General features: G+C 44.2%; 18 protein-coding genes. 8 read left to right on the plus strand and 10 right to left on the minus strand.

From position 1 onward, the window contains the following. Window positions 1-104: 104 nt before the first annotated feature. The 4 genes from CLV59_RS01275 to CLV59_RS01290 form a co-directional block, all read right to left on the minus strand. Window positions 105-740 (minus strand): hypothetical protein, encoded by a 636-nt coding sequence (locus CLV59_RS01275; RefSeq protein WP_111590190.1) that lies wholly within the window; start codon window positions 738-740, stop codon window positions 105-107. Between the two features lie 51 nt (window positions 741-791). Then, on the minus strand, window positions 792-1,538 hold the full coding sequence (locus tag CLV59_RS01280) for a hypothetical protein (protein WP_111590191.1): 747 nt from the start codon (window positions 1,536-1,538) through the stop codon (window positions 792-794). Window positions 1,539-1,603: 65 nt separating this feature from the next. Next, window positions 1,604-2,368 carry a hypothetical protein gene (locus tag CLV59_RS01285; protein ID WP_146616105.1) on the minus strand — a complete coding sequence of 255 codons (765 nt, stop codon included), beginning with the start codon at window positions 2,366-2,368 and terminating at the stop codon, window positions 1,604-1,606. A 174-nt stretch (window positions 2,369-2,542) separates the two neighbouring features. After that, window positions 2,543-4,732, minus strand: a complete 2,190-nt coding sequence (locus tag CLV59_RS01290; protein ID WP_111590193.1) for a glutamine synthetase III family protein — start codon at window positions 4,730-4,732, stop codon at window positions 2,543-2,545. Between the two features lie 348 nt (window positions 4,733-5,080). On the opposite strand from CLV59_RS01290, the gene purL reads away from it, so the two are divergent. Continuing rightward, window positions 5,081-7,303 carry a phosphoribosylformylglycinamidine synthase subunit PurL gene (purL, locus tag CLV59_RS01295; RefSeq protein WP_111590194.1) on the plus strand — a complete coding sequence of 741 codons (2,223 nt, stop codon included), beginning with the start codon at window positions 5,081-5,083 and terminating at the stop codon, window positions 7,301-7,303. 52 nt (window positions 7,304-7,355) lie between these two features. Here purL and CLV59_RS01300 read toward each other — a convergent pair whose 3' ends face one another. The 3 genes from CLV59_RS01300 to CLV59_RS01315 form a co-directional block, all read right to left on the minus strand. Further along, on the minus strand, window positions 7,356-8,711 hold the full coding sequence (locus CLV59_RS01300; protein ID WP_111590195.1) for a Fic family protein: 1,356 nt from the start codon (window positions 8,709-8,711) through the stop codon (window positions 7,356-7,358). 117 nt (window positions 8,712-8,828) lie between these two features. Next, window positions 8,829-11,156 carry a TonB-dependent receptor gene (locus tag CLV59_RS01305; protein WP_111590196.1) on the minus strand — a complete coding sequence of 776 codons (2,328 nt, stop codon included), beginning with the start codon at window positions 11,154-11,156 and terminating at the stop codon, window positions 8,829-8,831. Window positions 11,157-11,907: 751 nt separating this feature from the next. After that, complete coding sequence (locus CLV59_RS01315; RefSeq protein ID WP_111590198.1) at window positions 11,908-13,149, minus strand: aminotransferase class I/II-fold pyridoxal phosphate-dependent enzyme; 1,242 nt, start codon at window positions 13,147-13,149, stop codon at window positions 11,908-11,910. A gap of 185 nt (window positions 13,150-13,334) precedes the next feature. Here CLV59_RS01315 and pafA point away from each other — a divergent pair, with 185 nt between their 5' ends. The 3 genes from pafA to CLV59_RS01330 all read left to right on the plus strand — a co-directional run bounded on the left by pafA (window position 13,335) and on the right by CLV59_RS01330 (window position 16,642). Beyond that, on the plus strand, window positions 13,335-15,002 hold the full coding sequence (gene pafA, locus CLV59_RS01320; protein ID WP_111590199.1) for an alkaline phosphatase PafA: 1,668 nt from the start codon (window positions 13,335-13,337) through the stop codon (window positions 15,000-15,002). A 163-nt stretch (window positions 15,003-15,165) separates the two neighbouring features. After that, window positions 15,166-15,945, plus strand: a complete 780-nt coding sequence (locus CLV59_RS01325; protein WP_111590200.1) for an enoyl-CoA hydratase/isomerase family protein — start codon at window positions 15,166-15,168, stop codon at window positions 15,943-15,945. A 49-nt stretch (window positions 15,946-15,994) separates the two neighbouring features. Next, window positions 15,995-16,642: a hypothetical protein gene (locus CLV59_RS01330; RefSeq protein ID WP_111590201.1), complete on the plus strand. Its 648-nt coding sequence runs from the start codon at window positions 15,995-15,997 to the stop codon at window positions 16,640-16,642. Window positions 16,643-16,721: 79 nt separating this feature from the next. Here CLV59_RS01330 and CLV59_RS01335 read toward each other — a convergent pair whose 3' ends face one another. Then, window positions 16,722-17,138 (minus strand): hypothetical protein, encoded by a 417-nt coding sequence (locus CLV59_RS01335; protein ID WP_146616106.1) that lies wholly within the window; start codon window positions 17,136-17,138, stop codon window positions 16,722-16,724. Window positions 17,139-17,288: 150 nt separating this feature from the next. Here CLV59_RS01335 and CLV59_RS01340 point away from each other — a divergent pair, with 150 nt between their 5' ends. The 3 genes from CLV59_RS01340 to CLV59_RS01350 all read left to right on the plus strand — a co-directional run bounded on the left by CLV59_RS01340 (window position 17,289) and on the right by CLV59_RS01350 (window position 20,507). Continuing rightward, a complete protein-coding gene (locus tag CLV59_RS01340; RefSeq protein ID WP_111590203.1) occupies window positions 17,289-18,710 on the plus strand; it encodes a tetratricopeptide repeat protein in 1,422 nt (473 codons plus the stop codon). 180 nt (window positions 18,711-18,890) lie between these two features. Further along, complete coding sequence (locus CLV59_RS01345; protein WP_111590204.1) at window positions 18,891-19,655, plus strand: phosphosulfolactate synthase; 765 nt, start codon at window positions 18,891-18,893, stop codon at window positions 19,653-19,655. A gap of 120 nt (window positions 19,656-19,775) precedes the next feature. Further along, complete coding sequence (locus CLV59_RS01350) at window positions 19,776-20,507, plus strand: shikimate dehydrogenase family protein (RefSeq protein ID WP_111590205.1); 732 nt, start codon at window positions 19,776-19,778, stop codon at window positions 20,505-20,507. 51 nt (window positions 20,508-20,558) lie between these two features. On the opposite strand, the gene CLV59_RS01355 is transcribed toward CLV59_RS01350, so the two are convergent. Beyond that, a complete protein-coding gene (locus tag CLV59_RS01355) occupies window positions 20,559-21,356 on the minus strand; it encodes a class I SAM-dependent methyltransferase (protein WP_111590206.1) in 798 nt (265 codons plus the stop codon). 74 nt (window positions 21,357-21,430) lie between these two features. On the opposite strand from CLV59_RS01355, the gene truB reads away from it, so the two are divergent. Further along, entirely contained in the window at window positions 21,431-22,120 is a 690-nt protein-coding gene (truB, locus tag CLV59_RS01360) for a tRNA pseudouridine(55) synthase TruB (protein ID WP_111590207.1), read from the plus strand. A 60-nt stretch (window positions 22,121-22,180) separates the two neighbouring features. Here truB and tamL read toward each other — a convergent pair whose 3' ends face one another. After that, window positions 22,181-24,574, minus strand: coding sequence for a translocation and assembly module lipoprotein TamL (tamL, locus tag CLV59_RS01365; RefSeq protein WP_211323699.1), 2,394 nt, complete (start codon window positions 24,572-24,574; stop codon window positions 22,181-22,183). Window positions 24,575-24,606 lie beyond the last annotated feature (32 nt).

Raw genomic sequence — 24,606 nt, forward strand, 5'->3', positions numbered from 1 at the left:
GAGGCTAAGTTCCTTTTGAAGGAATCTGGATTGAATTAAATGGATGGAGTCAGGCCGTGAAAGTATGGTAACAGCAATTGTGATGAGCAATTGCGAGAAGTTCATTAATTCCTTCCGGGAGTATTTCTCCCAGGAATATCCCTGCTTTGTGTCTTTTTCAGGTTTTGCATTCTGTCCTGCATACTGGCCGAAATGGCTTTGTATTTCGTATACTGGTCAGCGTTAAGAACTCCCTGTACCTGGCTGTCTTGCACATTCTTCAGTGAGTCCAGTTTCTCTTTTCTAACTTGTTTGGAGATTCCGTTATCCTGTCTGATGGCTTTGGCCTGATCCCTAAAACTTTTATTAATGTTTTTAAGTTGCTGTGCCTGTTCGTTCGTCAAACCCAGTTCCTCTTTGATTTTTGCCCGAACCTTCTGACTGTCGGTACGGTGCATATCCGCCATTTGATGCATGGCGATATGTTGTTGTTTCCATTTTGCCAGCTGATCCGGAGTGAGTACGGTCTTGATTCTATCTTCCCGGTTGAAGCTGAGTTCCTGGAGTTTTACTTTTTTATCATCTGCGGTAAGACTTTTATCTGTTCTAATCTGTTGCGCATCTTTGATAAATGCTTTGTTGATAACCTTCAGTTGGGCAGTCTGGGTAGCAGATAGGTTCAGGTTTTTCGTTCCAGAGGAATCCTGTGCCATGGCATAAGAGGCAGCAGTCAAAAAGATAAGGAGTAACAGGTGTCGCATGTTACGGAAAATTTTCTCTTTTTGACTGCTGAATCCTGCAATCGTTTAAAGCTATTCGTAGATAACCTGCACGGCTGACAAAGAGAGGTTATTAATTAGGCTGGAAGTCCGATAATCTACAGTAGGAATCTCCAGTGGCAGTTGCTTGTTATTGTAGCTGGTCGCAATATACCCGTTGTTTTTACTATAGTCGCCGCTGATCAGCTGCCAGATGGGGTTGATGAGCCTGATATTGGGCTTGCCGTCGTTGGTGGGATAGACCGTCAGGTTGCCGTCTGTATTGTATGTAAATTCCTCGTGCGTAGTGTAGGGGAATGGTCCGGAAAATACCCGGTCAATGGTGGCAATCCTGTTTTGGCTATCCCAGGTATAGGTTCCCCGGCCGTGAGGCACATGTGTATTTCCTATAAACACATTACCATAATACTCGCCCCAGGTATAGATAGAGTCATTTACTACTTTACCATGGGTGTCATAGAAGAATAGCCGGGCATATTCGAAAGTGCTATCGGTATAATAGCCAATGTAATTAAGGAGGCGGCCATGCTGATCATAATTAAAACGATACGAAGGATAGCCTGTACTGACATGGCTGCGGAGGATTCTGCTGGGATCTCCTTTAGCATTGTACTCAAATTTGATCGTGTCAATTTGGGAATAATCTGTCTTGTAGATCAGTTGCTTGATCCTTGGTGGGCGGAGCGGATTATTAGGCCAGGTGGTATCAAATTTTTTGCAACTGGGGAGTGCGGCGCATAGCAGCACTGCCATCGCCATGAGGTGAAGGAATTGTTTCATTTGGTGTTTCGGTTGAGATAGTGAATAATTAGGATAGGCAGGATATTCCTGCGAGTATTTAAAGTCTATTCGTAAATAATCTGAGCGCCGCCCAGCCATATGCCGTGGATAAAGTCTCCGGCAGGGTCGCCTCCATTCAGCGCTGGGATAGCGGTTGGTAACTGCTGATTGTAACTGGTAGCGATGAATCCATTGTTTACACTAAAATCGTTGCTTAGTAGTTGCCAGACGCGATGTAAGGATTTGAGATTTTTATTGTTGTCTGTAGTGAGATAGCCAGTCAGATTACCTGCGGTGTTGTAGTTGAAATCCAGATGGTTGGTAGTTGGATTACCTGGTATCCAGATCGTTCTGTCTATAGCTTTAATGCGGCCCAGATAATCGCCGAAATAGTTCGTGGTCATAAACTGGGACTGGGAAGATGGAACAAGCACATTTCCATAGTAGAAGCCGAAGTTATAGATAGAATCTTGTACCGGGTAACTGGGGATACTGTAGAAGAACTTCTGGGCATACTCAAAATAAAACTCATTGTAAAAGGCGATGAAAGTGGTCAGTCGGCCGTTTGCATCATAGTTGAAGCGATAGGATGGGTAGCCGGTGCTAGTGACTTTGCGGATGATACTGTCGGGGTTTCCCTGTGCATTGTAATAGAATTTGAGGGTGTCTGTTCCGCCATTCTGTAAAAGGTATTTGATTCTTGGGGAGCCGAGCAGTTCAGTTTGGGCTTTGGCAGAAGGTTTGGGGCTGTTGATGTCATTTTTTTTACAACTGGACTGTACAGCGCATACGAGCATGGCCAGGGCCATGGGGCGAAGGGATAGTTTCATTGGTGATTCGGTTAGATGTGAATAATTAGGTTGAGCAGGCTAACAGAGGGTATAGGTTAAGATTATTGGGAAGCTAAGTTATAGGGACATACTGCGGTGGGGAATACAGTGGGAAAAAATAAAGCCCCGGATGAAAATCCGGGGCTAATCATACACCAAAACAATCTTACGGTTTTATCGCAAGAAAAGCAGCTCTCTATATTTGGGCAGTGCCCATTTTTTGTCATCTACCAGGAACTCCAGTTTATCGGAGTGGTAACGGATTACGTCAAAGTAAGGCTTGATTTTCTCACAGTAGTCGATCGCTTTCTGGCGGCTGTCGGTCAATTTATTGGCCACTTTGCGCGCTTCGATCATAGCCTGTACGTTCTCGCTGATGACATTGATATGTTCAGAAATTTTGTTAGCGATTTGTTTCTGTGCTTTCACATTTTCTTCGCCGAGACCAATTTCTTTCAGGCCTTTGATGTTAGTGATCAGTTCGTTGAGGTAGCTGATCGCAGAAGGCAGAATAGTGTTGGTTGCGAGATCGCCGATTACGCGGGCTTCAATCTGCACTTTTTTCACGTAGTCTTCCAGGAGGATTTCGTGACGAGCGTGTAATTCTTTCTCGTTGTAAACGCCTACTTCGGCAAACAGTTGGGCTGCTTTTTTAGTTAAGAAAGCATCCAGCGCTTTAGGAGTGGTTTTGATATTTTCGAGACCTCTTTTTTCAGCTTCTTTTTCCCACTCTTCGCTATAACCGTCGCCTTCGAACAGGATTTTTTCCGAATCTACAATATATTTTCTAAGAGTTTGCATAATTGCAATCTCTTTTTTCTCACCTTTTTCGATCAGGCCATCTACTTCTGTTTTGAAATCGGTCAGGGTTTTAGCCACGATAGAGTTCAGAACGGTCATTGCAGATGCGCAGTTTGCGGAAGAACCTACAGCGCGGAACTCGAACTTGTTGCCGGTGAAGGCGAACGGAGAAGTACGGTTACGGTCGGTATTATCCAGCATGAGTTCTGGAATATGACGGTGCAGGTCCAGTTTCAGGATAGCTTCGTCTTGTTCGTCGAACTTGTTGTTTACGCGGGTTTTTACTTCCTGCAGTACTTCGTAGAGGTATTTACCGGAGAATACGGAGATGATAGCAGGAGGAGCTTCGTTTGCACCCAGGCGGAAATCGTTGCTAGGGGAAGCGATGCAAGCTCTCAGCAGGTCAGCGTAATCGTGAACGGCTTTGATAGTGTTTACGAAGAAAGTGAGGAACATGAGGTTGGTCTTAGGTGTTTTACCAGGAGCCAGCAGGTTAACGCCGGTGTCGGTAGCCATAGACCAGTTGTTGTGTTTACCGGAACCGTTGATACCAGCGAATGGTTTCTCGTGCAGTAACACTTTCAGTTTGTGACGTTTAGCCACTTTATTCATTACGTCCATCAGCAGGGAGTTGTGGTCCACCGCGATGTTTACTTCTTCAAAGATAGGAGCGCACTCGAACTGAGAAGGAGCTACTTCATTGTGACGGGTTCTCAGCGGAATACCCAGTTTATAGGATTCTTCTTCGAAATCGCGCATATAAGCATAAGCTCTTTCTGGAATAGCACCGAAGTAGTGGTCTTCCAGCTGCTGACCTTTGGAAGGAGCGTGACCAACTACGGTACGACCGCAGAGGATCAGGTCAGGGCGAGCGTTCGCCAGGTTTTCGTCTACCAGGAAGTATTCCTGTTCCCAACCGAGGGTTGGAGTAATCTTGGTAACGTTTTTATCGAAATAGTTACAAACATCTACGGCAGCTTTGTCGATTGCAGCAAGCGCTTTCAAAAGCGGCGCTTTATAATCGAGTGATTCGCCGGTGTAAGCAACGAAGATAGTAGGAATGCAGAGGGTTTTACCATATCCTTGCTCCAGGATGAACGCAGGGGAAGAAGGATCCCAAGCAGTGTAACCACGAGCTTCGAAAGTTGCTCTCAGACCGCCGTTAGGGAAGCTGGAAGCATCTGGTTCCTGTTGTACCAGCGCATCGCCGTCAAAAGTTTCCAGGGCAGAGCCATCACTTTTCAGGGTAAAAAAGGAGTCATGTTTCTCAGCGGTAGTACCAGTCAGTGGTTGGAACCAGTGGCTGTAGTGAGTAACACCTTTTTTCATCGCCCAGGCTTTCATGCCGGAAGCGATTTGCTCAGCCATTTTACGCTCAAGCTTGGTGCCGTTCTTAATAGAGTTCATCAGGCTCTTGTATGCCTCATCGCTCAGGTATTCACGTACGATTCGTCCGGCAAATACATTAGAACCGAAAACTTCGGTGATTTTGCCATTATGCTCGGTGATTTTGGAGTCGACGCCAGCTAAACCTTCCAGCGCGGTAAAACGTAACGATTGCATGCTGTAATTAATTTTACACAAAAAAACACAATCCTCTCCGGAAATGCAACAAAATTGTTCGGATTAACCAAAAAATTACATTACTAGTCTAAAAAAGCAGCTTATTTTTTCATTTGGTCAAAAAAATGACGCCTCACTGTCTGGAAACTGATAAATTAAAAAATTAATAATATGATAAGTGCTTTCAGATATAATAGTAACAATTGGGGCTAAAGAGGTTGGTGTTGGAAGGTGTTAAAAAGGAGGTGGATAGTTTCTGTGAATCGGTGGGTGACTCTTGGGATTTGCCGGAAAATCATGTAGGTTTGCATCTTCTTTTTAATTACTCGGTTTTTTATACTTAAATACATGCAAACCACCGTAGAAATTGCTGAACAGCTAGGACTTACCGCTGACGAGTTTGAACGAATTAAATCCATCTTAGGCCGCACTCCAAATTTCACTGAATTGAGTATGTACTCTGTAATGTGGAGTGAGCATTGCAGCTACAAAAACTCAATCGTGTGGCTGAAATCACTGCCACGTGAAGGAGATCGCCTGCTGGTAAAAGCCGGTGAAGAGAATGCCGGTCTTGTTGACATCGGCGATGGCTATGCAGTGGTATTTAAGATTGAATCCCACAACCACCCTTCAGCGATTGAACCTTTCCAGGGTGCTGCAACAGGGGTTGGTGGTATTCACCGCGATATCTTTACCATGGGCGCCCGCCCAATCGCAGCACTGAACTCTCTGCGTTTCGGTAATATCAACGACAAGAAAACCCAACACCTCGTTAAAGGGGTAGTAAGCGGTATTGGACACTATGGTAACTGCTTTGGTGTACCAACCGTTGGTGGTGAAGTATATTTTGAAGACTGCTACGGTACCAACCCATTAGTAAACGCGATGAGCGTAGGTATTGTAAAAGTAGGTCAAACCGTTTCCGCTACTTCTCACGGTGAAGGCAACCCTGTTTTCATCGTAGGTTCTGCTACCGGTAAAGACGGTATCGGTGGCGCCTCTTTCGCTTCTGCGAACATCACAGAGGACAGTGCCGAAGATCTGCCAGCAGTACAGGTAGGTGATCCATTCCAGGAAAAGAAGCTGTTGGAAGCTTGTCTGGAAATCATCAAAACCAAAGCTATCATTGGTATGCAAGATATGGGCGCTGCCGGTATCACTTGCTCTACCGCTGAAATGAGCGCTAAAGGTGAACATGGTATGCATATCTGGCTGGATAAAGTTCCTACCCGCCAGGAAAATATGAAAGGATGGGAAATGCTGCTGAGCGAAAGCCAGGAGCGTATGCTCATCGTTGTGAAGAAAGGCCAGGAAAAACCAGTACTGGATATCTTCGAGAAATGGGATCTCCACTGTGTTCAGATCGGTGAAGTAACCAAAGATAAGAACCTGAAATTCTACATGAATGGCGAACTCGAAGCCGACGTTCCTGCTGAATCCCTGGTACTGGGCGGTGGCGCTCCTCAATATCACAGAGCTTACACCGAACCTGCTTACTTCGCTAAAGTAAAAGCATTCGATATCCAAAATATTCCGGATACTACCAACGCTAAACTGGTAGCTGAAAGAATCATTGCTCAACCTAACATCGCTTCCAAACGCTGGGTCTACAACCAGTACGATAGCATGGTAGGTACTGCAAACGCCAGCACCAACGCGCCTTCCGACGCTGCGATTGTTCTGGTAAAAGGTAGCGAAAAAGCATTGGCAGTAACGACCGATTGTAACAGCCGCTATGTATTTGCTGATCCACATATCGGTGGTCAGATCGCTGTAGCTGAAGCTGCACGTAATATCGTTTGCTCTGGTGGTGAGCCAGTGGCTATCACCAACTGCCTGAACTTCGGTAACCCTTACGATCCGGAAGTATACTACCAGTTCGTATACGCGATCAAAGGTATGGGCGAAGCTTGCCGCAAATTCAATACTCCTGTTACCGGTGGTAACGTGAGCTTCTATAACCAGTCTCCGGACGGTCCTGTTTATCCTACTCCTACCATTGGTATGCTGGGTGTGCTGGATAATATGAACCATCGTCTGACCCTCGATTTCAAACACGAAGGTGACCTGGTATACCTCCTGGGCCGCAGCCGTAACGATATCAGCAGCTCTGAATACCTGCACAAAATCGTTGGCGTGGAATTCAGCCCTGCTCCTCACTTCCACCTGGAAGAAGAGCACCGTCTGCAACATGCAGTTACCAAACTGAACAAAGCGGGCGTATTGCAGTCTGCACACGACGTAAGCGAAGGTGGTCTGTTCGTTACCCTCTTCGAAAGCGCTATGCCTAATAACCTGGGCTTCGAAGTGAAAACTAACAGCCATTTCCGTAAAGATGCATACCTGTTTGGTGAAAGCCAGAGCCGTGTAGTCGTAACCGTTAGACCTCAGGATAAAGAGAAATTCGAATCTATCCTCCATGGTCTGCTGGATGCAACTGAAACCTCTGTTCGTCATGAACTGATCGGTACTGTTAAAGGCGACAGCATCGTGGTGAATGGTGAAGTTTGGGGTACTGTAAGCGACTGGAAAAAACCTTACAACACTTCCGTTGAAGAACATCTGAAATAGTAGATAGCTATTCTATAAAGGAAACGGTCACTTCGAAAGAAGTGACCGTTTTTTATTTTGTGGATTCTACTTTTATTCTTTCAAAAAGATCTCTTACAGCTGTTTTAACTATTAAGATTCTTTCTTCTGATGTGATAAACTCGTTATACTTTCGCTCATATAGTACGTTATTATGTGCTTGTACTATATAATGATATTTCTGGAAATTGAAACGAATTCCTGTTTGTATGAATGAAAGTCGTTCATGATTGTACTGATAGTCAATTAATCCGATTTTTATACTAATTTCATTTATTCTATCAGATACATCCTCATCATTAGTAAGATTTTCGTACCCACGAACATAATTTCTCATCTGTAAATCAAGGTCTTTAAGGGTTGGCGGGTTTTGTTCATTCACTGAATAAATTACTTTATGATTTTGAAATAAGTTATAAAAAACACTAATTTCATCTTGGAATAGTTGGAATAGTTCAATAATCTCACTGCCGTCGTATAGTTTGTATATAGTAATATCATTTTTTCTAATGCTTTTCGATTGATTCGCAACAATTTGTCTCTTCCAAAGTTCTATTTCCTTATTTAGATCTGCTTCTTCTTCCAGATTATCTCCATTTGCTCCATTAATATATAATTCTAAGCTCCATATCAGCTGTTGCCCAATGTAATAAACAAAAGCATCCAAATTACCAGTATCCGCTTGGTTGAGAGCAAACAAGTAATTCCGTTTGTCTTCTGATTTAATGATTACGGGAGGATAGTTGTTTCTCAATAATGAATAATTCATCAGCAGACGGGATAAGCGCCCGTTGCCATCATCAAAAGGGTGAATCCTTACAAATCTATAGTGTAGTAGTGCAGCCAATTGTATAGGATGTAATTCCCCAGCGTCTTCTTCTTTTCGATACCAATCTACCAGTTCTTGCATCAACGCTGGAGTTTCTTCGGGTGTGGCATATTTGAATATTTCTCCATTTGGCAACAGAACATGATTGGGCGCGGACTTATAAGTACCCACCTGTATTTGCTTTTTTGAAGGCTGTCCTGAGGATGTAACAGCGTCTCTCCAATATGGCCGGACAAGCAAAACTTCATGAAGGTTCCGGATTATTGATTCTGAAAGTGGACGCTCCTTGTCTGCTGCCATTTCTTTAATGATTTCAAAGGCAACATCATGCGCTTTCATTTCCTCATATTCCCGCAGATCATGGTTCCCACTAGTTTTGTCAAATATCAGCAACAACTTCGTTTCTCCATAAGTGAGCGTATTCCCTTCAATATGATTGGAATTGTAGTTGAACTCCAGACGTACTTTTCCATTGATACGTTCCTGGTATTCTGGTTTTATAGGTTGTAGTTCCCACAGCCTTTTGGCAAGCTCGTTTATTGTAGCAATTTGATTGTCCATGGAGTTGAGCAGCGGATTGAATGCTACTATGAATTTCCCAAAAATCTTTGGCGCCACCAAACAAAAATGCCGGAAAGTGCATACTTCCCGGCATCCATAATATTGATAATTATAATCTTAGAACCTGTAATTCAATCCGAGATTAAACCTTGCACCTGCCCCTTTAATATAACTATCGGTAGTCACTCTTGACTGTGCCATCACTGGATAGTAATCTGCGTTCAGCAGGTTATCCACGCCAAGACGAAGGGTAGTGGCCTTGTTGAAATGATAAGCTGTGTACAGGTTTACCAGGCTGAAACTATTCACTGGACCAGCTCCAAGATCCCAGTCATTCGTTTTAGGATTCAGTGCAAAGCGTTTGCGGCTGCCGCTGTATACATAATACACGCCGATATCCAGTTTTTCCTTTACAGGAGAATAGTTGACATTAAAGGTGGCTTTATCTGGAGAGATACGACTGCCAGGGAGATAAACGCTACCCGCTGCCGCATCTTTTTTACCTTCAACATGGGCATAGGAAGCACTTGCGGAAAGGGTTGGCAGGAACTGATATCCAGCAGTCAGTTCGAAGCCTTGAATGCGCTCTGGCGCACGTTCCGGAGTAGCTACGCCATTGATGTCTACCAGACTGCTGCCCAGGTTGGAAGTGCTGACATAGTAAGATCCGGAGGCATTGAATTTGCCGATGTTGCTGGAAAAACCTACTTCATAATTGTTAGTGATGATAGCATCTGTCTGGATAGAACCTTTTACACTGGCTCCTCCCGGAACATCTTTGGCCAGTCGTAATGTGCGGCCCAGGTCATACAGGGAAAAGCTCTGTGAGAAACTGATAAAAGGATTAAACCATTCAAACTTCGTGTAGCGAAGACCAGTATTAAATGTCAACGCTTCATAAGGAAGATTACCACCTTTCACATGTACACCGCCTGCGTAGTTACCAAATTTGATCGTTGTGAAATCAGGAATATCGAGTGATACATTCTCGTAACGAGCGCCTGCTTTCAGGAGGAAATCCTTGAAGATAAAGGCTTTCAGCTGTGCATAAGGCGCATAGTTTTTCATATCCATTTTAGGCACAAACTTGCGGCCATCTACCAGCGGTTGTTCGGTTACATCGTTAAGGACATCCACTCCATAAGTGATGTCTCCATTGAGATTCGGACTCACGTTAACGACTGTATTAAAATTAGCGCGAATCCCTTTTTTCTTGGAAGAAATGGCAGAGTTGCCACCCCCTTCATAATAATCAGAATATTCGAAGATGGTGTAGAAGTCTTGGTAGTAAAGGTTTACATCCAGACTCGTATTTCTGAAAATTCGTTTATTGGTATACGTGAGATATGCGTTATGGTTATAGGGAGTACCCTGTTTAGCGCCAGGAGAAGTGCCAGGAATACCGATGATCGGACTTTCCCCGAATTTACCACCGGAGTTTACATAAGTGGCATTCTGCATGGTGCGGTAGTAATTGTACATTACCTCAATGCGGTTGTTGGCATTGATATTATAGCCCAGCTTTGCGAAGCCGTTAATGTTTTCATTTTGTGCGAGCGACTGGAAAGGGGCGATTACCTGGCCTTTTGCATCTTTATAAACGCCGGTTTGCTCATAGGTACCACTTACCACGTAATCGAATTTATTCACAGTACCGCTGAAGTTCTGAGAAATTCTTCCGCCCATACTGTTGGCTGCAGATGTCAGAGAGCCGCTGGTGCTGATATCGGTGGAGCCGCTGAATTTAGTATCCTGGTTCGCTTTTTTGGTGATGAAGTTGATGATACCGCCATCGGCGCCGTTGCCATAGATGGCAGTGGCTCCTTTAATGACTTCTACTCTTTCAATCACAGATACATCGATGCTGCGCATGTCTTTATCGCCATTGCGGAGTGGGGTCGACTGAGGAATCCCATCGATCATAATGAGCATGCTGCGGCCGCGAAGGGTTTCTCCCTTTTTAGTAGCGGTATTGGTACCGAGGGTGAGTCCTGGTACATTCAGGCCAAGTAACTGGTTTATATCAGTAGTAATGGCGCTCTGTTCCCGGAGTTGTTTACCGCTGATGATGGTGATAGAACTAGGCACAGTACCGATGGTTTCGCGGTTACGGCCGGCGGTTACCACCACTTCCCCCAGTCCTACATTGGAAGAACTGATTTCCAGGGATAGACTGATGTCTCCCTTATCCATTACTACCTCTTTTTCAGTGGTATTGTAACCAATACCGGTAGCGATCAGTTTATAAGTGCCTGGTTGCACATTTCGAAGGGTAAATCGGCCATCTGTGGCTGTTATAGCGTGTTTCTGTGTGCCTGCGAGGTAAATACGTAGACCAGGTATCGGTTGGTGGGTACTATCTTGGATGTTCCCTGTAATGTTTTGAGCTGCGAGTTGTAATGTGGTCAAAAAGAGCACTAATCCTGCTGATAAAATCTTCTTCATATAATCTTCTCAAAATAGTTGGCCGGCACGAATGTGTTATTATAATTTCCGTGTATATTATAAAATATAGATATATAACTCTGCTTACCGGCAAATTTCATTTGCCGACGCAAAGGTAGGTCTGCATGTTCTTTATGATTTACGCAAAAGGGAAAAAGGATAATCGAAAACGGAAAAATTGGTGTTTTACTGATTTATTATCGCAGTGGGGATAATTAACAAGCCGTTAACAAAATACCACGAAAGTGTTATGAAATGTTTGATTAGGAAGTCTATTTTTGAATAGAATCAAATGCGAACGATTTCTGAATTATAGAAATCTTAACCATATAAATAATTTGGAATCAATAGATTCTAACGTTCTATGAAGACCATTGTTCTCTACCATGTCCTACTGAAAACAAAGTGAACTTTACACCTAGTGAAAGAACGATTTGTTGTAAGGGCTGTGCACAAGGCGCAGCCCTTTTTGTTTTTAGGTCTATTGCTCGCAAAGGCGCAAAGGGGCGCAAAGTGCGCAATGGATGATTTTGCAGGCGCCTTCGGCGCTTTTCTTTTTTCTCGCAGAGCAGCAAAGCAACAAAGCAGCAAAGGATGTTATATGTTTCCGGAAAAGGAAAGCCCCCGCTAAAAGCGAGGGCTGTATAATATATTTATAAACAATATATTTATAAACAATCGGTAGGTCTTTGCTGCACTGCTGCTTTGCTGCTTTGCGAGCAAAAGCCGAAGGGCCGAAGGTCCAAAGGCCCTAAACCATTGGGATTTCCGCTACTTCATACACTTTAGCATCCAGTTTTTGTTTAGTTTCTGTAAATGCTTTCAGTGTCAGTTCGATATCCTCATCGGAGTGCGCTGCAGTAGGGATGATACGGTAGATGATCTGACCTTTAGGGATTACCGGATATACTACGATAGAGCAGAAGATATTGTAGTTTTCGCGGAGATCCAGGCACATAGCAGTTGCTTCCGGAATATCGCCTTGCAGATAGATCGGCGTAACAGGAGAGTTGGTATGACCGATATTGAAACCTCTGTCTTTCAGACCTTGTTGCAGTTTGCGAACGTTAGCCCAGAGTTTTTCTTTGAATTCAGGATGTTTGCGCATCAGCTGCACACGTTTCAGATGCCCGATAACGATAGGCATTGGAAGTGATTTTGCAAAGATCTGAGAACGCATGTTGTAGCGGAGGTAGTTGATAATGGCTTTGTCGCCGCTAATGAAACCGCCAATAGAAGCGCCAGATTTAGCGAAAGTATTGAACAGCAGGTCGATCTGATCCTGAACGCCTTGCTCTTCACCAGTACCAGCACCGGTTTTACCCATAGTACCGAAACCGTGTGCATCGTCTACCATCAGGCGGAATTCGTATACTTCTTTCAGGGCAGCAATTTCTTTCAGTTTACCCTGATCGCCAGCCATACCAAATACGCCTTCTGTGATAACAAGAATACCGCCACCAGAGGTTTTCACCATTTCAGTAGCACGTTTCAGTTGTTTCTCCAGATCTTCTATGTCGTTGTGTTTGAATACATAACGGTGGCCTTGGTGCAGGCGCAAACCATCGATCAGGCATGCATGTGCTTCCGCATCATATACAATCACATCACGACGGTTACATATAGCATCGATAGCACTCATAAAACCCTGATAACCATAGTTTACCAGTGTAGTATCTTCTTTACCCATGTAGTCGGAAAGCTCACGCTCCAGCTGCTCGTGATAATTAGTGTTACCGGTCATCATACGTGCCCCCATTGGAGCAGCCAAACCAAACTCAGCAGCAGCCTGTGCATCTGTTGCACGCACTTCCGGGTGATTCGCCAATCCCAGATAGTTATTCAGGCTCCAAACAATCTTCTCTTTACCCCTAAATTTCATACGGGGTCCTATTTCTCCTTCCAGTTTAGGGAATGCGAAATAGCCATGGGCTCTGTCTGAATGTTCCCCAATAGGGCCCATATGTTTCAGCAGTTTCTCGAAAATATCCATATGCTATATTATGAAATGGTTAATTACCTTAGTTTAAAAACGGACACAAAGGTATTAAAATTATAGTTTTTGTAAACTTGAGTTCGATTTCATTGTTCTAGCCAAACATATGCCAATTCATGTGATTTTCGTGCCAAAACATTGATAGTCTGTTATTTCAGTTATATAATAATAATTTAAATTTGATGAAAAGGATTTACTATTTATCCTGCCTGTTTTTGTTGGCAGTATCTTCTGCCTCGGCACAGAAAGCCACTTCTCCTAAACCTTTTAATCACCACCAGGCGCCAAAAAACGCCACGAATACCGGCAAACCTAAGCTGGTAGTGGGTATGGTGGTAGACCAGATGCGTTGGGATTACCTGTATCGCTATAATGCCAGATATGGGGCCGGTGGTTTTAAGAGATTACTACAGGAAGGGTTTACCTGTGAAAATACTTTGATCAATTATACGCCAACCATTACTGCATGTGGACATACCTGTGTGTATACCGGTTCTGTACCTGCTATTCACGGAATTATTGGCAATAACTGGTTTAGTCCGGATCTGGGCAGGTCAGTATATTGTGCGGAAGATACCACGGAAACCACCGTTGGCAGTACTTCCAACGCCGGAAAAATGAGTCCGCGTAATATGCTGGTAACAACCATTGGCGATGAACTGCGTCTCTCCAACAATTTCCAGAGCAAAGTAATTGGCGTAGCTATTAAAGACAGAGGGGCTATCCTGCCTGCAGGTCATAGCGCCAATGCGGCTTACTGGTATGATGGATCTACCGGCAACTGGGTGACCAGCACTTATTATATGAAGGAACTGCCTACATGGGCGCAGGAATTTAACAAAGAGAAGTTCCCGCAACAGTACCTCGCGAAACCTTGGACTACATTGTATCCCGCGTCTACCTATATCCTCAGTACTGCTGATGAAAAGCCTTACGAGGGCAAGTACAGGAACGCTACAAATACTTCTTTCCCGCATGAACTGAGCAATATCGCCAATGGCTCTATTGCTGCTACTCCATTCGGGAACACCATGACATTGGAATTTGCTAAGAAAGCCATGGAAGCCAATGCGTTAGGGCAGGGGGAGACAACCGACTTTCTGGCCATCAGTTTGTCGTCTACGGATTATGTAGGCCACCAGTTTGGTCCTAATTCCGTTGAAATTGAAGATACTTATCTGCGCCTGGATCAGGATCTGGCTACTTTCTTCAAATACCTGGACGCCAAAGTGGGTAAAGGCAATTACCTGTTCTTTATCACTGCCGATCATGGTGTGGCACATGTACCGGGCTTTATGGAAGAGAACAAGCTGCCTGGAGGTACCTGGAATGATGCGACTGCCATGAATACGCTGAATGATGAGGTGAATGCGCAATTTGGTTTTAAGGGAGCGATTCGTGCAGTAGAAAATTATCAGTTCTGGTTGAATCATGCAGCTATTCAGGCTGCCGGCAAAGATGAAGCGGCTATTTCTTCCTTTATCTGTGCACGACTGATGAAATCTCCTGCCATTGCCAATGCCTTCCCAATGAAGGATCTGAATGCAGTTATTCTACCTACTGTTATGCGTAATATGCTGACAAATGGCATGAATGCCAAGCGTAGCGGCGATATCCAGGTAGTTTTAGCGCCTGGTTATATTGATGGCGGCAAAACAGGGACTACACATGGTTTATGGTACCCTTATGATGCGCATATTCCATTAGTATGGATGGGATGGGGTATTCATCCGGGAAAAACTAATCGTACTATCGGAATGACCGATATCACGCCTACACTGGCGGCACTGTTGAAAATACAGATGCCTAGCGGTAATGTGGGACAGGTGATTGAAGAGATTACCAGATAATATTCGTATAGTCTGTACAGTGAGGATCAATTGAGTACGGATTAATGTTTTTTTCTTACATTGCTGTCACTCTCACTGGAGGAATAGCGGAAAGGTGTAATGGGAGGTTGAAATCCCCTTACACCTTTTCGTTTTTCCGGAGGGTACAATTAAATACAGATCAATGGCTTATTCGTTTATACTGTATGAGGTGGCGGATCGTATAGCCACTATCACGTTGAATCGTCCTGAAAAGAGAAATGCGCTGAATGGCGCGTTGGTAGCAGAATTGCGTCAGGCGTTCCAGGCAGCAGCCCAGGATGAGGCGGTGAAAGTAATTGTACTGAAAGGGAAAGGGGAAGCATTTTGTGCTGGCGCCGACCTGGATTATTTACAGCAGTTGCAAGTGAATACCTACGAGGAAAACCTGGCGGATTCACGGGAACTGATGTCATTATTTAGGGAGATTTACGAACTTGACAAAATAGTGATAGCCCAGGTAGAAGGGCATGCCATCGCGGGCGGTTGCGGGCTCGTTACGGTATGCGATCTGAGTTATGTCGTACCAGAAGCCCAGTTAGGATATACAGAGGTGAAAATCGGCTTTATTCCGGCTTTGGTGGCGGTATTTCTCGTCAGAAAGATAGGAGAAGGAAAAGCCAGGGAATTATTATTGACTGGGCGGCTCGTTACAGCGGAAAAAGCAGCCGTATCCGGATTAATCACCGCAGTAGTACCTGCCGCCGAAATAAAGGAATATGTAGCTAAAGTGGCCACAGGCTTGTGTAAGGAGGCATCAGGGAATTCTCTTAAAGTGACCAAAAAGCTGATTGGCACAGTGTTGGACTTATCCTTACGGGAGAGCCTGGAATTGGCCGCCGAACAAAATGCAACCACCAGAGGACATGAGGATTGCAGAAAAGGAATTGCTGCATTTCTGAATAAAGAAAAGCTCATTTGGTAGTTGGGAAGCGAAAAACAGTCCCTCCTGTCAAAGAAAAACAGACCATACTATGTCATACCGGTTATTTCTAACAATATTATGCCTGTGGATAAATGTTGCCGCCTTTGCGCAACGTTCCGTCTCCGATGCGAAGATTACCTATAAGATGGAATTGCCGCCGGAAATGGCGCAGACAGACGCTATGCTACAGGATAGCAGGTTTATTCAGTATATGCGGGGACATATGAGTCGCATAGACATTAACTTCAACATTGTCAATTACACTTACCTGATCAATGCCCGGGATGAGACGATGACCACACTGATAGATCAGCATGGGGCCAAGTACTTGATTCGTGGCAATAAGGACCAGTTTGAGAAGGATTTAAAGCAATATGAGGGTACTAAGTTCGTGGATCAGCAGGAGGTAAGGGAAATTGCGGGATACAAGTGTAAAAAAGCGATTGCCCAGTTGCCGGATGGCAGTACTTATGTGGTGTATTATACGCCGGATCTGGTGCCGGAGAACAAGCGTTACAATCAGCGATTTGCTAATTTAAACGGGATGGCTCTGGAGTTTGAGATACCTACTAAGACGGGGGCAAAGATTATGGTAACGGCTACTAAGGTAGAATTGATACCGATACCTGCTTCTTATTTTGATGTGCCTAAATCGGGGTATAAAGAAGTGAGTCAACAGGAGTTAAGAAATATGTAAAGTTATTGTTGGGAAAGATATTTAACAGAAAAGGCTGGTCAATGACCAGCCTTTATTATTTGTACTGAAGAAACGTTAATTAGCCTTTTTTAAGTGGCAGGATAATCTGCAATTTCTGGAAATTAAGATTACCTGGCATTTGTTGTTGTACCTGTACACTGGTAGGAACAACGTAAGTAACATTACCTTTGGTGAAAGTGGTTACCTGTTGGAAGTTAACAGCACTTGTATTTGTAGTGGTGTTGTTAGTGTTGGTAAACTTAAAGTTGGAGCTGAAAGCGCCAGAGTAGCGGTAACCAGCATCCAGACCCAGGTTTGTTTTGGGCATGGCCGTATTCAGAACAAAGTGCGTGTTCTCTGTCTTTTTCACCTTGTCTTTGTTATCGTTAGGCAAGAAACTGTTGTTTGCCTTCGCAGCAGTAGCGAACAGCGCCATAGCGCTTGCCAACATGCAAGACAATGAAAAGACCTTCAATATGTTAGTTTTCGTTTTCATTGTAAAACAAAGATACAACAATTTCGCTTAATTATATAACAAATTTTTAACGCTAGATAATGTTAAAACTTAAGAATTTGTTAAAAAATTTATAAAAAGTTAAATACCACTGCTTTTTGGTGGATACGGAAATTGATTATATTTACATTAATGAGTAAAGACTTTTCATTTTTAAACGAGGATTTTGATGATCTGAGAGATTTATTGCAGCAGTTTGAAAACCTCAGAGCTGGTAAGTCTCATTCGTTCCTGGACGAAGATTCATTTGAACAGATCATAGACTATTACGACGAGCATGATGAGATGCCTATTGCACTTCAGGCCGCTGAAATAGCCATAGAACAGTTTCCCTTTTCTGCCGCTTTATTGTTAAAAAAGGCCAACTTACTGATAGAAACAAAGAAGTACAACGACGCCCTTGATTTACTGGAAAGAGCCGCTGTTCTGGACCGTAACGATATCAATCTCTACATATTACAAACGGACGTATACCTGGCGCTGGGGCAACACCAGAAAGCCGCCAATGTACTGGAAGAGCAGATTGATCAGTTTGAGGGAGACGACCGTACCGAGTTGCTGTTGGAACTGGCGGATGTGTATGACGACTGGGAGGAGTTTGAGAAGGTATTTGATTGCCTGAAAATGGCCCTGGAGCATGATCCGAACAGTGAAGAAGCCCTACATAAGATTTGTTTCTGGACGGAATTTACTGGTAGAAATGAGGAAAGTATCCGTCTGCATACCCATATTATTGATGAGTTCCCTTATAATCACCTTGCCTGGTTCAATCTGGGTACGGCTTATCAGGGGCTGAAGCTCTATGAAAAAGCCATAGATGCTTATCAGTATGCCCTGGTTATCGATGAGAAATTCGATTATGCCTACCGAAATCTGGGAGATGCCTATATCCGCCTTCGTAAGTACACAGAAGCGATTGAAGTACTTCAGAAACACCTGGAAATAGCCAAACCGGAAGATGTCATCTATGAGGCTATAGGGCATTGTTATGAGCGCCAGCGCAAATACACACAGGCCCGCTACTATTACCGTAAAGCGTCCCATCTTAGTCCAAACGACGACAAACTATACTACAAAATTGCAGTGGCTTACATGATGGAGGCCAACTGGAATAATGCTGTCAAATCCCTGCAGAACGCATTGAAAATCAATAAAACCAATGCGGAATACAATATGAGCATGGGAGAATGCCTGCTGGAATTGGATAAATTTAAGGAAGCGCTCGTTTACTTTATGAATGCGGTGCGTACCCGTCCAAAGAGCGTTTCTACCTGGCAGGAGTTGATCAGAGGCTTGTATGTAGGAGGTTTCCTGGAAGAGGCCCTTGCCCAGCTTGAGACAGCAGAGGAAAAAGCAGGTAGAAAGCCAGTATTCCAGTATTACAGAGCTGCTATCCTGATTACCATGGGTAAAACCAAGGAAGGACTACTACATCTGGAGACCGCCCTTCAGCAAAATCCCAAAGCTTTAAAAAAGTTAGTGGAGCTGGACCCGGCTATTTTACAGCATGTGAGTGTGGTTGATCTCATTGCGCAGTATCGCCGCAAACGTTAACCAATGTTATTTACTTTTAAAATAAAGTATAGCTTCTTATTTTTGCGCCGGTTTTTAATTGTCATGCTTAAAAACCGACTACTATTTCCGGTTACTAAAATTGCCCACGAAGCTATCCCATAGTGCCTGGCTGAACTAGTTGAGTGTTTTAATGACCATAAGAAGATAAAAATATTGCAAATGAATTTTAATCTGACACAAATCCCGGAAAGGACTCAGAAGCCTCGCAAACATGGACTGACCATGGTCATGGATAAGGGGCTAAGTTTGGAAGAAGCCCGTAATTTTTTATCTGCTGCCTCGCCACACGTTGACATCATTAAGCTGGGTTTTGGTACTTCCTTCGTCACACCCAATCTTCGTCAGAAAATCGAATTGTACCAAGCCGCCAACATTCCTGTATACTTTGGCGGAACTTTATTTGAAGCCTTCCTCATACGCAATCAGTTTGATGAATATGTAAAAACTGTACAGGACTACGGTATCAGTTACATGGAAGTTTCTGACGGTTCTATCATCATCCCACACGCTGAAAAATGCGGCTACATCGAAAAACTCGCTAAACTCGGTCTGGTACTGAGTGAAGTAGGTTCCAAAGATGCTGAACACATTATTCCTCCTTATAAGTGGATTGAATTGATGAGCGCCGAACTGAGTGCTGGTGCTACTTACGTAATCGCCGAAGCGCGCGAAAGCGGTAACGTAGGTATCTATCGTGGTTCCGGTGAGGTGCGCGAAGGTCTGGTACAGGAAATCCTGACACAGATTCCTGCTGAAAAAATTATCTGGGAAGCCCCTCAGAAAGCACAACAACTGTACTTCCTGGAACTGGTAGGCTGCAATGCCAACCTGGGTAACCTGGCGCCTCATGAGGTAATTTCCCTGGAAGCAATGCGTGTTGGTCTCCGTGGCGACACCTTCCACCTCTTCCTGGATAAAGAATAGTAACTGGTTTGCCGGCATCGTAGATGTTTGCTTCCAGTTTGCCGCCTAATAAGCGGTTTAAGGCAAAATCGACATCATTGATGTCGATTTTGTTTTATTCACTATCAACTAAAAATCTGTATGAAAACATACGGTCTTATCGGATACCCACTCAGTCACTCCTTTTCGAAAGGGTATTTTGCAGAGAAATTCAACAGGGAACAGATTACTGGCTGTCAGTATGAGAATTTCCCAATCCCGGAAATCGCCACTTTCCCGGCATTGCTGGCACAGCAGCCGGAGTTAGCTGGATTGAACGTCACTATTCCCTATAAGGAAGTGGTCATCCCTTTCCTGGATGAGCTGAGCGATGCCGTAAAGCATATTGGGGCGGTGAATTGCATCCGGTTTGAAAATGGCCGTAAAATCGGTTACAATACGGATGTTATTGGTTTTACCAATTCGTTGAAACCATTGCTGCAGCCACATCATACCCGTGCATTGGTCCTGGGTACCGGTGGCGCTGCCAAGGCGGTCATGTATGCGCTGCAACAGTTGAATATAGCCTATACTTTAGTGAGCCGGAAAGCAGGCCTCAATGCTGTAGCCTATGATACGCTCACAGCGGAAGATATGGCGGCTAATACCCTTATCATCAATACAACGCCATTAGGTATGTATCCGAATGTGGATGATATGCCTCCAATCCCTTATCAGTACCTCGATAGCAGGCATTTGTTGTACGACCTCGTTTATAATCCGCCTGAAACGAAGTTTTTACTGGAAGGAAAGGAAAGAGGAGCTACGATTAAGAACGGCCATGAAATGCTGATATTACAGGCAGAAGCAGCCTGGGAAATCTGGAACAAGTAAAATATTCCGATATAAAACGAAAAGACCGACAGGATCACTGTCGGTCTTTTTTTATTGTGGCTTAATCATGTAATACACACAGGTGGTCAGGAAATCCCTGAAGTAGGGAATGGCGGCAATCGGCCCCCATTGCTTTTTGGCACTCACTCCGAATTTATATTTATAAATGGGATTGATGAGATAGAAACGTCGCTGGGTGATGTTGTATCCCTGGCGTTTAGTGATTCTTTCAAATCTTTCTATGGAGATGCCGGTATCCTTTACTTCCATCAGATCTTTGATGGTGGGTTCATCTTCTCCGAATGCTTTAAGCACGCCCTTATACATGGGCCTTGGCAGCAGATGGATGTATGGAACCATACTCAGAAATTTGTTGGCGCATATCTGCTGATGTCCGCCATGTGGCATATACCAAGGTGGAAACCCAAAGTATATTTGTCCGCGGGGACTCAGCAATTGTTTCATATGGCCCACAATCTTTTCCTGGTCAGGAATGTGTTCTATGGCATCTTTGAGGATGATTATATCGAAGGAGTTACGGAACTCCCCTAAAAAATCAACATCATAAATGTTTTTGGCAATAAGTTTCAGCTGTCCGCTGGAGACATAATCTCCCAGGAAGCTGGTGGCCAGCTCAATTCGATAGGGTACAAGATCTACACCTACACACTGGCAGCCAATTTCCAGGAAAGGAGTTAATACTCCCCCTTCTCCGCAACCTACTTCCATTACGCGAAGTCCCTTCATTTCAGGGAATTCTTGCTGGATAAAAGGTATCACGTAGTCGCGGGAATTGTCTACCTGTTGCTGGTAACGTAATCTAGCGTCTGTATGATGTTGTAACGACATGGTTTGAAAATTCCGTGAAAATAGGTAAAAAAAGCAAAAGCTGAAAGCTGATTGCATAAAGCTATCTTTGCAAAATGCAAACTGAAGAAAAAAATAATTTCCAGGAAGGGGCAGTGGTACTGATCAACAAGCCACTGACCTGGACTTCCTTCGATGTTGTACGTAAAATAAGAAATACCACCAAAGCGAAAGTAGGACATGCCGGCACATTAGATCCATTGGCTACTGGCCTCCTTATTTGCTGCACTGGTAAAATGACTAAAAAAATTAATGAGTACCAGGCACAGGAAAAAGAATATACCGGCACTTTCACGCTGGGCGCCACTACGCCTACTTTTGACCTGGAATCGGAACCTGAAAATTTTAAGGATACCAGCCACCTGACCGATGCGGATATCCAGGCAGCTACCGCTCCTTTCTTAGGAGAGATCATGCAGTTGCCTCCTATTCATTCTGCCATCAAACAGAATGGAAAGCCTATCTATCACCTGGCCAGACAAGGAGTTGAGGTGAAGGTAGAGCCACGAAAAGTAACGATCACTGAATTTGAAATCACCAAAATTGAAATGCCAGTGGTACATTTCAGGGTAGTTTGCAGTACGGGAACTTATATCCGTTCTCTGGCAAATGATTTTGGTGCAGCTTTAGGTGTTGGTGGATATATGAGTAGTCTTTGTCGTACCCGTATTGGGGCATTCAAGCTGGAAGATGCTGTTGAGATGAATGATTTCATTGCGCAGCATAGTGTGAAGAAAGAACAATAATTTGTACGTGTCTACATAAAAGTAAAAACCCGTCTCTACTCAGCAGGGACGGGTTTTTTGTTAGAACGGATAGCCAATCGCTACGTTCCAGATAATATTATTTCTTCGCCAAACGGCGCTGCCAAGGTCCCATTGGCTGATATACCAGCCATTTTTGTTGCCTGTGAAGTAAGGCACTTTCAGTGGAATACCCCAGTCGAGGCGTATCAGGAAGTAGTTGAAATCCAGTCGCAGACCTGCGCCGGTACCTACCGCGAGGTCGTGGTATAATTGATTAAAGTGGAATTCAGATCCGGGGCGGGTGCTGTCTGGATTTACCATCCAGATATTACCCATATCCAGGAAGGTAGCGCCTTTGAGGTTAACGCTTCCTCCAAACATTCTCAGGAGATCAAAGCGATATTCCACGTTGCCCTCCAGTTTCATGTCGCCTGTTTGATCCGGGAAGATCTGTGCAGTAGAGGAACTGTCTTTGTAGGAGCCAGGGCCCAGTGTACGCAGTCTCCAGGCGCGAATACTATTTGGACCGCCGGCAGTAAACTGGCGTACATAAGGCAATACTTGCGAATGGCTGTATGGAATACCGATACCTGCATATACGCGGGTGGCCAGCCCACTGTGTTGGTTTAGCTTCCAGTAGTGTCTGTAGTCTGCCTCCAGCTTCACAAAATTGGAAATCATCACATTAGTCATTCTTTCCAGGTTAGATTTCTTGTTGGTGGCAGCGTTGATGATGCTATTGATACCATTCAACCAGAGACCGGATTCTTCCAGGTTGATGCGGAAATAGGTATAGTGGCGTTGATGCAGTACATCATTATTGCTGTAGATATAGGAAATGTTCTCCCCGCCAATAAGGGCCGGCTCGAAACTCCTTTTCAGGTAAGGGTTTGGGTCCACAATAGTATCCTGGAAAGCTGGATTCAGGATAACCCCGACATAGTTGAGCGTGAATGGTCTTACAATCCAGCGGCGATAGTTGCTGGAGTTCCAGTCGTAGCCATAAGAGAGGTTGATACTGGTGATATCGAACTTCTGCACACGGGAAAGGTAGTTGGCGCCCACTGTCAGCCTCGTTTTTACATTGGAACGAGGGTTCTGGTGAATATTGAAAGGCAGTGCAAACCGTGGCCAGGTGAATCCGAATTCCCCGCCAATTTCCTTGGATTGCAATGCCCATTTATTATTCGGATCCTTGATAAGCTCTATACCTGTGTTTAGGCTGAAGTTAAACTGGGTGGCACTTTTTCCTAGGTTAATATGGCGATAGTTCAGGCCAACGCCGCTACCTAACAGATAATCCGAGCTATTGCTTACTTCAAAATTGAGGCCTAGTTCTTGTTTCTTACGTGGCGACAAGAAAAGGTAGGCATCAAGAGAGTTGGTGGTATCTTTTGCTTCCTTGTATTGGAGGGTTACAAAGAGCCAGAGGCCCAAATCGTATAATTTGTTGATGGTATTATTATACTGTTGCAGGGAGTACACTTCGCCAGGGCGCAGGAGAATGGATTTGGACAATATTTTCGGACGGAGCATCTCCTGATGTTCCCGGATGGTAAGGAATTTGCGAGTATCCTCTTTAAAAGTAGGATCGTTGGGATTGCCATTGATAGGATAATCCGGATAGGCGTAAACTTTCCGGATGAAATATTTCTGCCATAAAGAAGTGGCGCTATCTTCCGGGTTCTTAATTATCACCTCCACATTCATGGTTGGTTTTTCTCTTCCTTTGTTTTCCTGGAAGATATTGACCAGGCCTTCGAATGGGTTTAGCTGATTTTTGAACAAGGCTTTGTTCAATGTGTCCACACTGAACTCGATGGCATCCCTATTGAATTTATAGTAGCCAGCATCTTTGATGATGCGGGTGAGTCGTTCTCTTTCGCTGCTGAAGTTGGATGACTTGAAGGTATTTCCTTTCTGGATAAGGGAAAGGTTTTCTTTGGCCTGCACTACTTTCAGGATATTGGTATCCGGGATATTATAGGTAATGCGGTCAATAACGAAGTTCCGGCCTGTATTGGCACTGTAAACGATGCTTGCTTTCCGGCCTTTAACGGATGGATCAGCAGTCACTGTAGCGTAGAAATAGCCCTGGTTATGCAGATAGGAAGTCATGCGGTCGAGGGCTTCTTTTGTTTTAGTGCTGTCGTATATGGAAGGTTCTTCCAGATTGCGTTTGGAGAGTACCAGGTTCCAGAACCAGTTGGATTTTTTCTCGTTATACTTCTGATTATACAGCCAAACCTTGATACGCGTACCCAGCAGTTTGGAGTTGGGCTGTTGTACCATCAGGGATTTGGAGGATAATGCGCTGCGGATATCCTGTTTTTCAGCGGTCAGCAGATCCCCTTGAACGCTTACTTTGCTACTTACGTACAGGTCTTGATTCTGTTGCAGGTATTTCGTATTGGAGCAGGCGCCCAGCATCAGTATTACGAGCAGTAACAGCAAATAATTCAGCAGGACTGTCCTAAATTTTTTTG

The organism is Chitinophaga dinghuensis, from assembly GCF_003259435.1.
Lineage (GTDB): Bacteria > Bacteroidota > Bacteroidia > Chitinophagales > Chitinophagaceae > Chitinophaga > Chitinophaga dinghuensis.

Coding starts and splice junctions, on each gene's coding strand:
- CLV59_RS01305 (WP_111590196.1), bottom strand. CDS start 11,156: ATGAAGAAGATTTTATCAGCAGGATTAGTGCTCTTTTTGACCACATTA.
- CLV59_RS01285 (WP_146616105.1), bottom strand. CDS start 2,368: ATGAAACTATCCCTTCGCCCCATGGCCCTGGCCATGCTCGTATGCGCT.
- CLV59_RS01315 (WP_111590198.1), bottom strand. CDS start 13,149: ATGGATATTTTCGAGAAACTGCTGAAACATATGGGCCCTATTGGGGAA.
- CLV59_RS01350 (WP_111590205.1), top strand. CDS start 19,776: ATGAAAACATACGGTCTTATCGGATACCCACTCAGTCACTCCTTTTCG.
- CLV59_RS01300 (WP_111590195.1), bottom strand. CDS start 8,711: ATGGACAATCAAATTGCTACAATAAACGAGCTTGCCAAAAGGCTGTGG.
- CLV59_RS01280 (WP_111590191.1), bottom strand. CDS start 1,538: ATGAAACAATTCCTTCACCTCATGGCGATGGCAGTGCTGCTATGCGCC.
- CLV59_RS01335 (WP_146616106.1), bottom strand. CDS start 17,138: ATGAAAACGAAAACTAACATATTGAAGGTCTTTTCATTGTCTTGCATG.
- CLV59_RS01330 (WP_111590201.1), top strand. CDS start 15,995: ATGTCATACCGGTTATTTCTAACAATATTATGCCTGTGGATAAATGTT.
- pafA (WP_111590199.1), top strand. CDS start 13,335: ATGAAAAGGATTTACTATTTATCCTGCCTGTTTTTGTTGGCAGTATCT.
- purL (WP_111590194.1), top strand. CDS start 5,081: ATGCAAACCACCGTAGAAATTGCTGAACAGCTAGGACTTACCGCTGAC.
- CLV59_RS01275 (WP_111590190.1), bottom strand. CDS start 740: ATGCGACACCTGTTACTCCTTATCTTTTTGACTGCTGCCTCTTATGCC.
- CLV59_RS01345 (WP_111590204.1), top strand. CDS start 18,891: ATGAATTTTAATCTGACACAAATCCCGGAAAGGACTCAGAAGCCTCGC.
- CLV59_RS01355 (WP_111590206.1), bottom strand. CDS start 21,356: ATGTCGTTACAACATCATACAGACGCTAGATTACGTTACCAGCAACAG.
- truB (WP_111590207.1), top strand. CDS start 21,431: ATGCAAACTGAAGAAAAAAATAATTTCCAGGAAGGGGCAGTGGTACTG.
- CLV59_RS01290 (WP_111590193.1), bottom strand. CDS start 4,732: ATGCAATCGTTACGTTTTACCGCGCTGGAAGGTTTAGCTGGCGTCGAC.
- CLV59_RS01325 (WP_111590200.1), top strand. CDS start 15,166: ATGGCTTATTCGTTTATACTGTATGAGGTGGCGGATCGTATAGCCACT.
- CLV59_RS01340 (WP_111590203.1), top strand. CDS start 17,289: ATGAGTAAAGACTTTTCATTTTTAAACGAGGATTTTGATGATCTGAGA.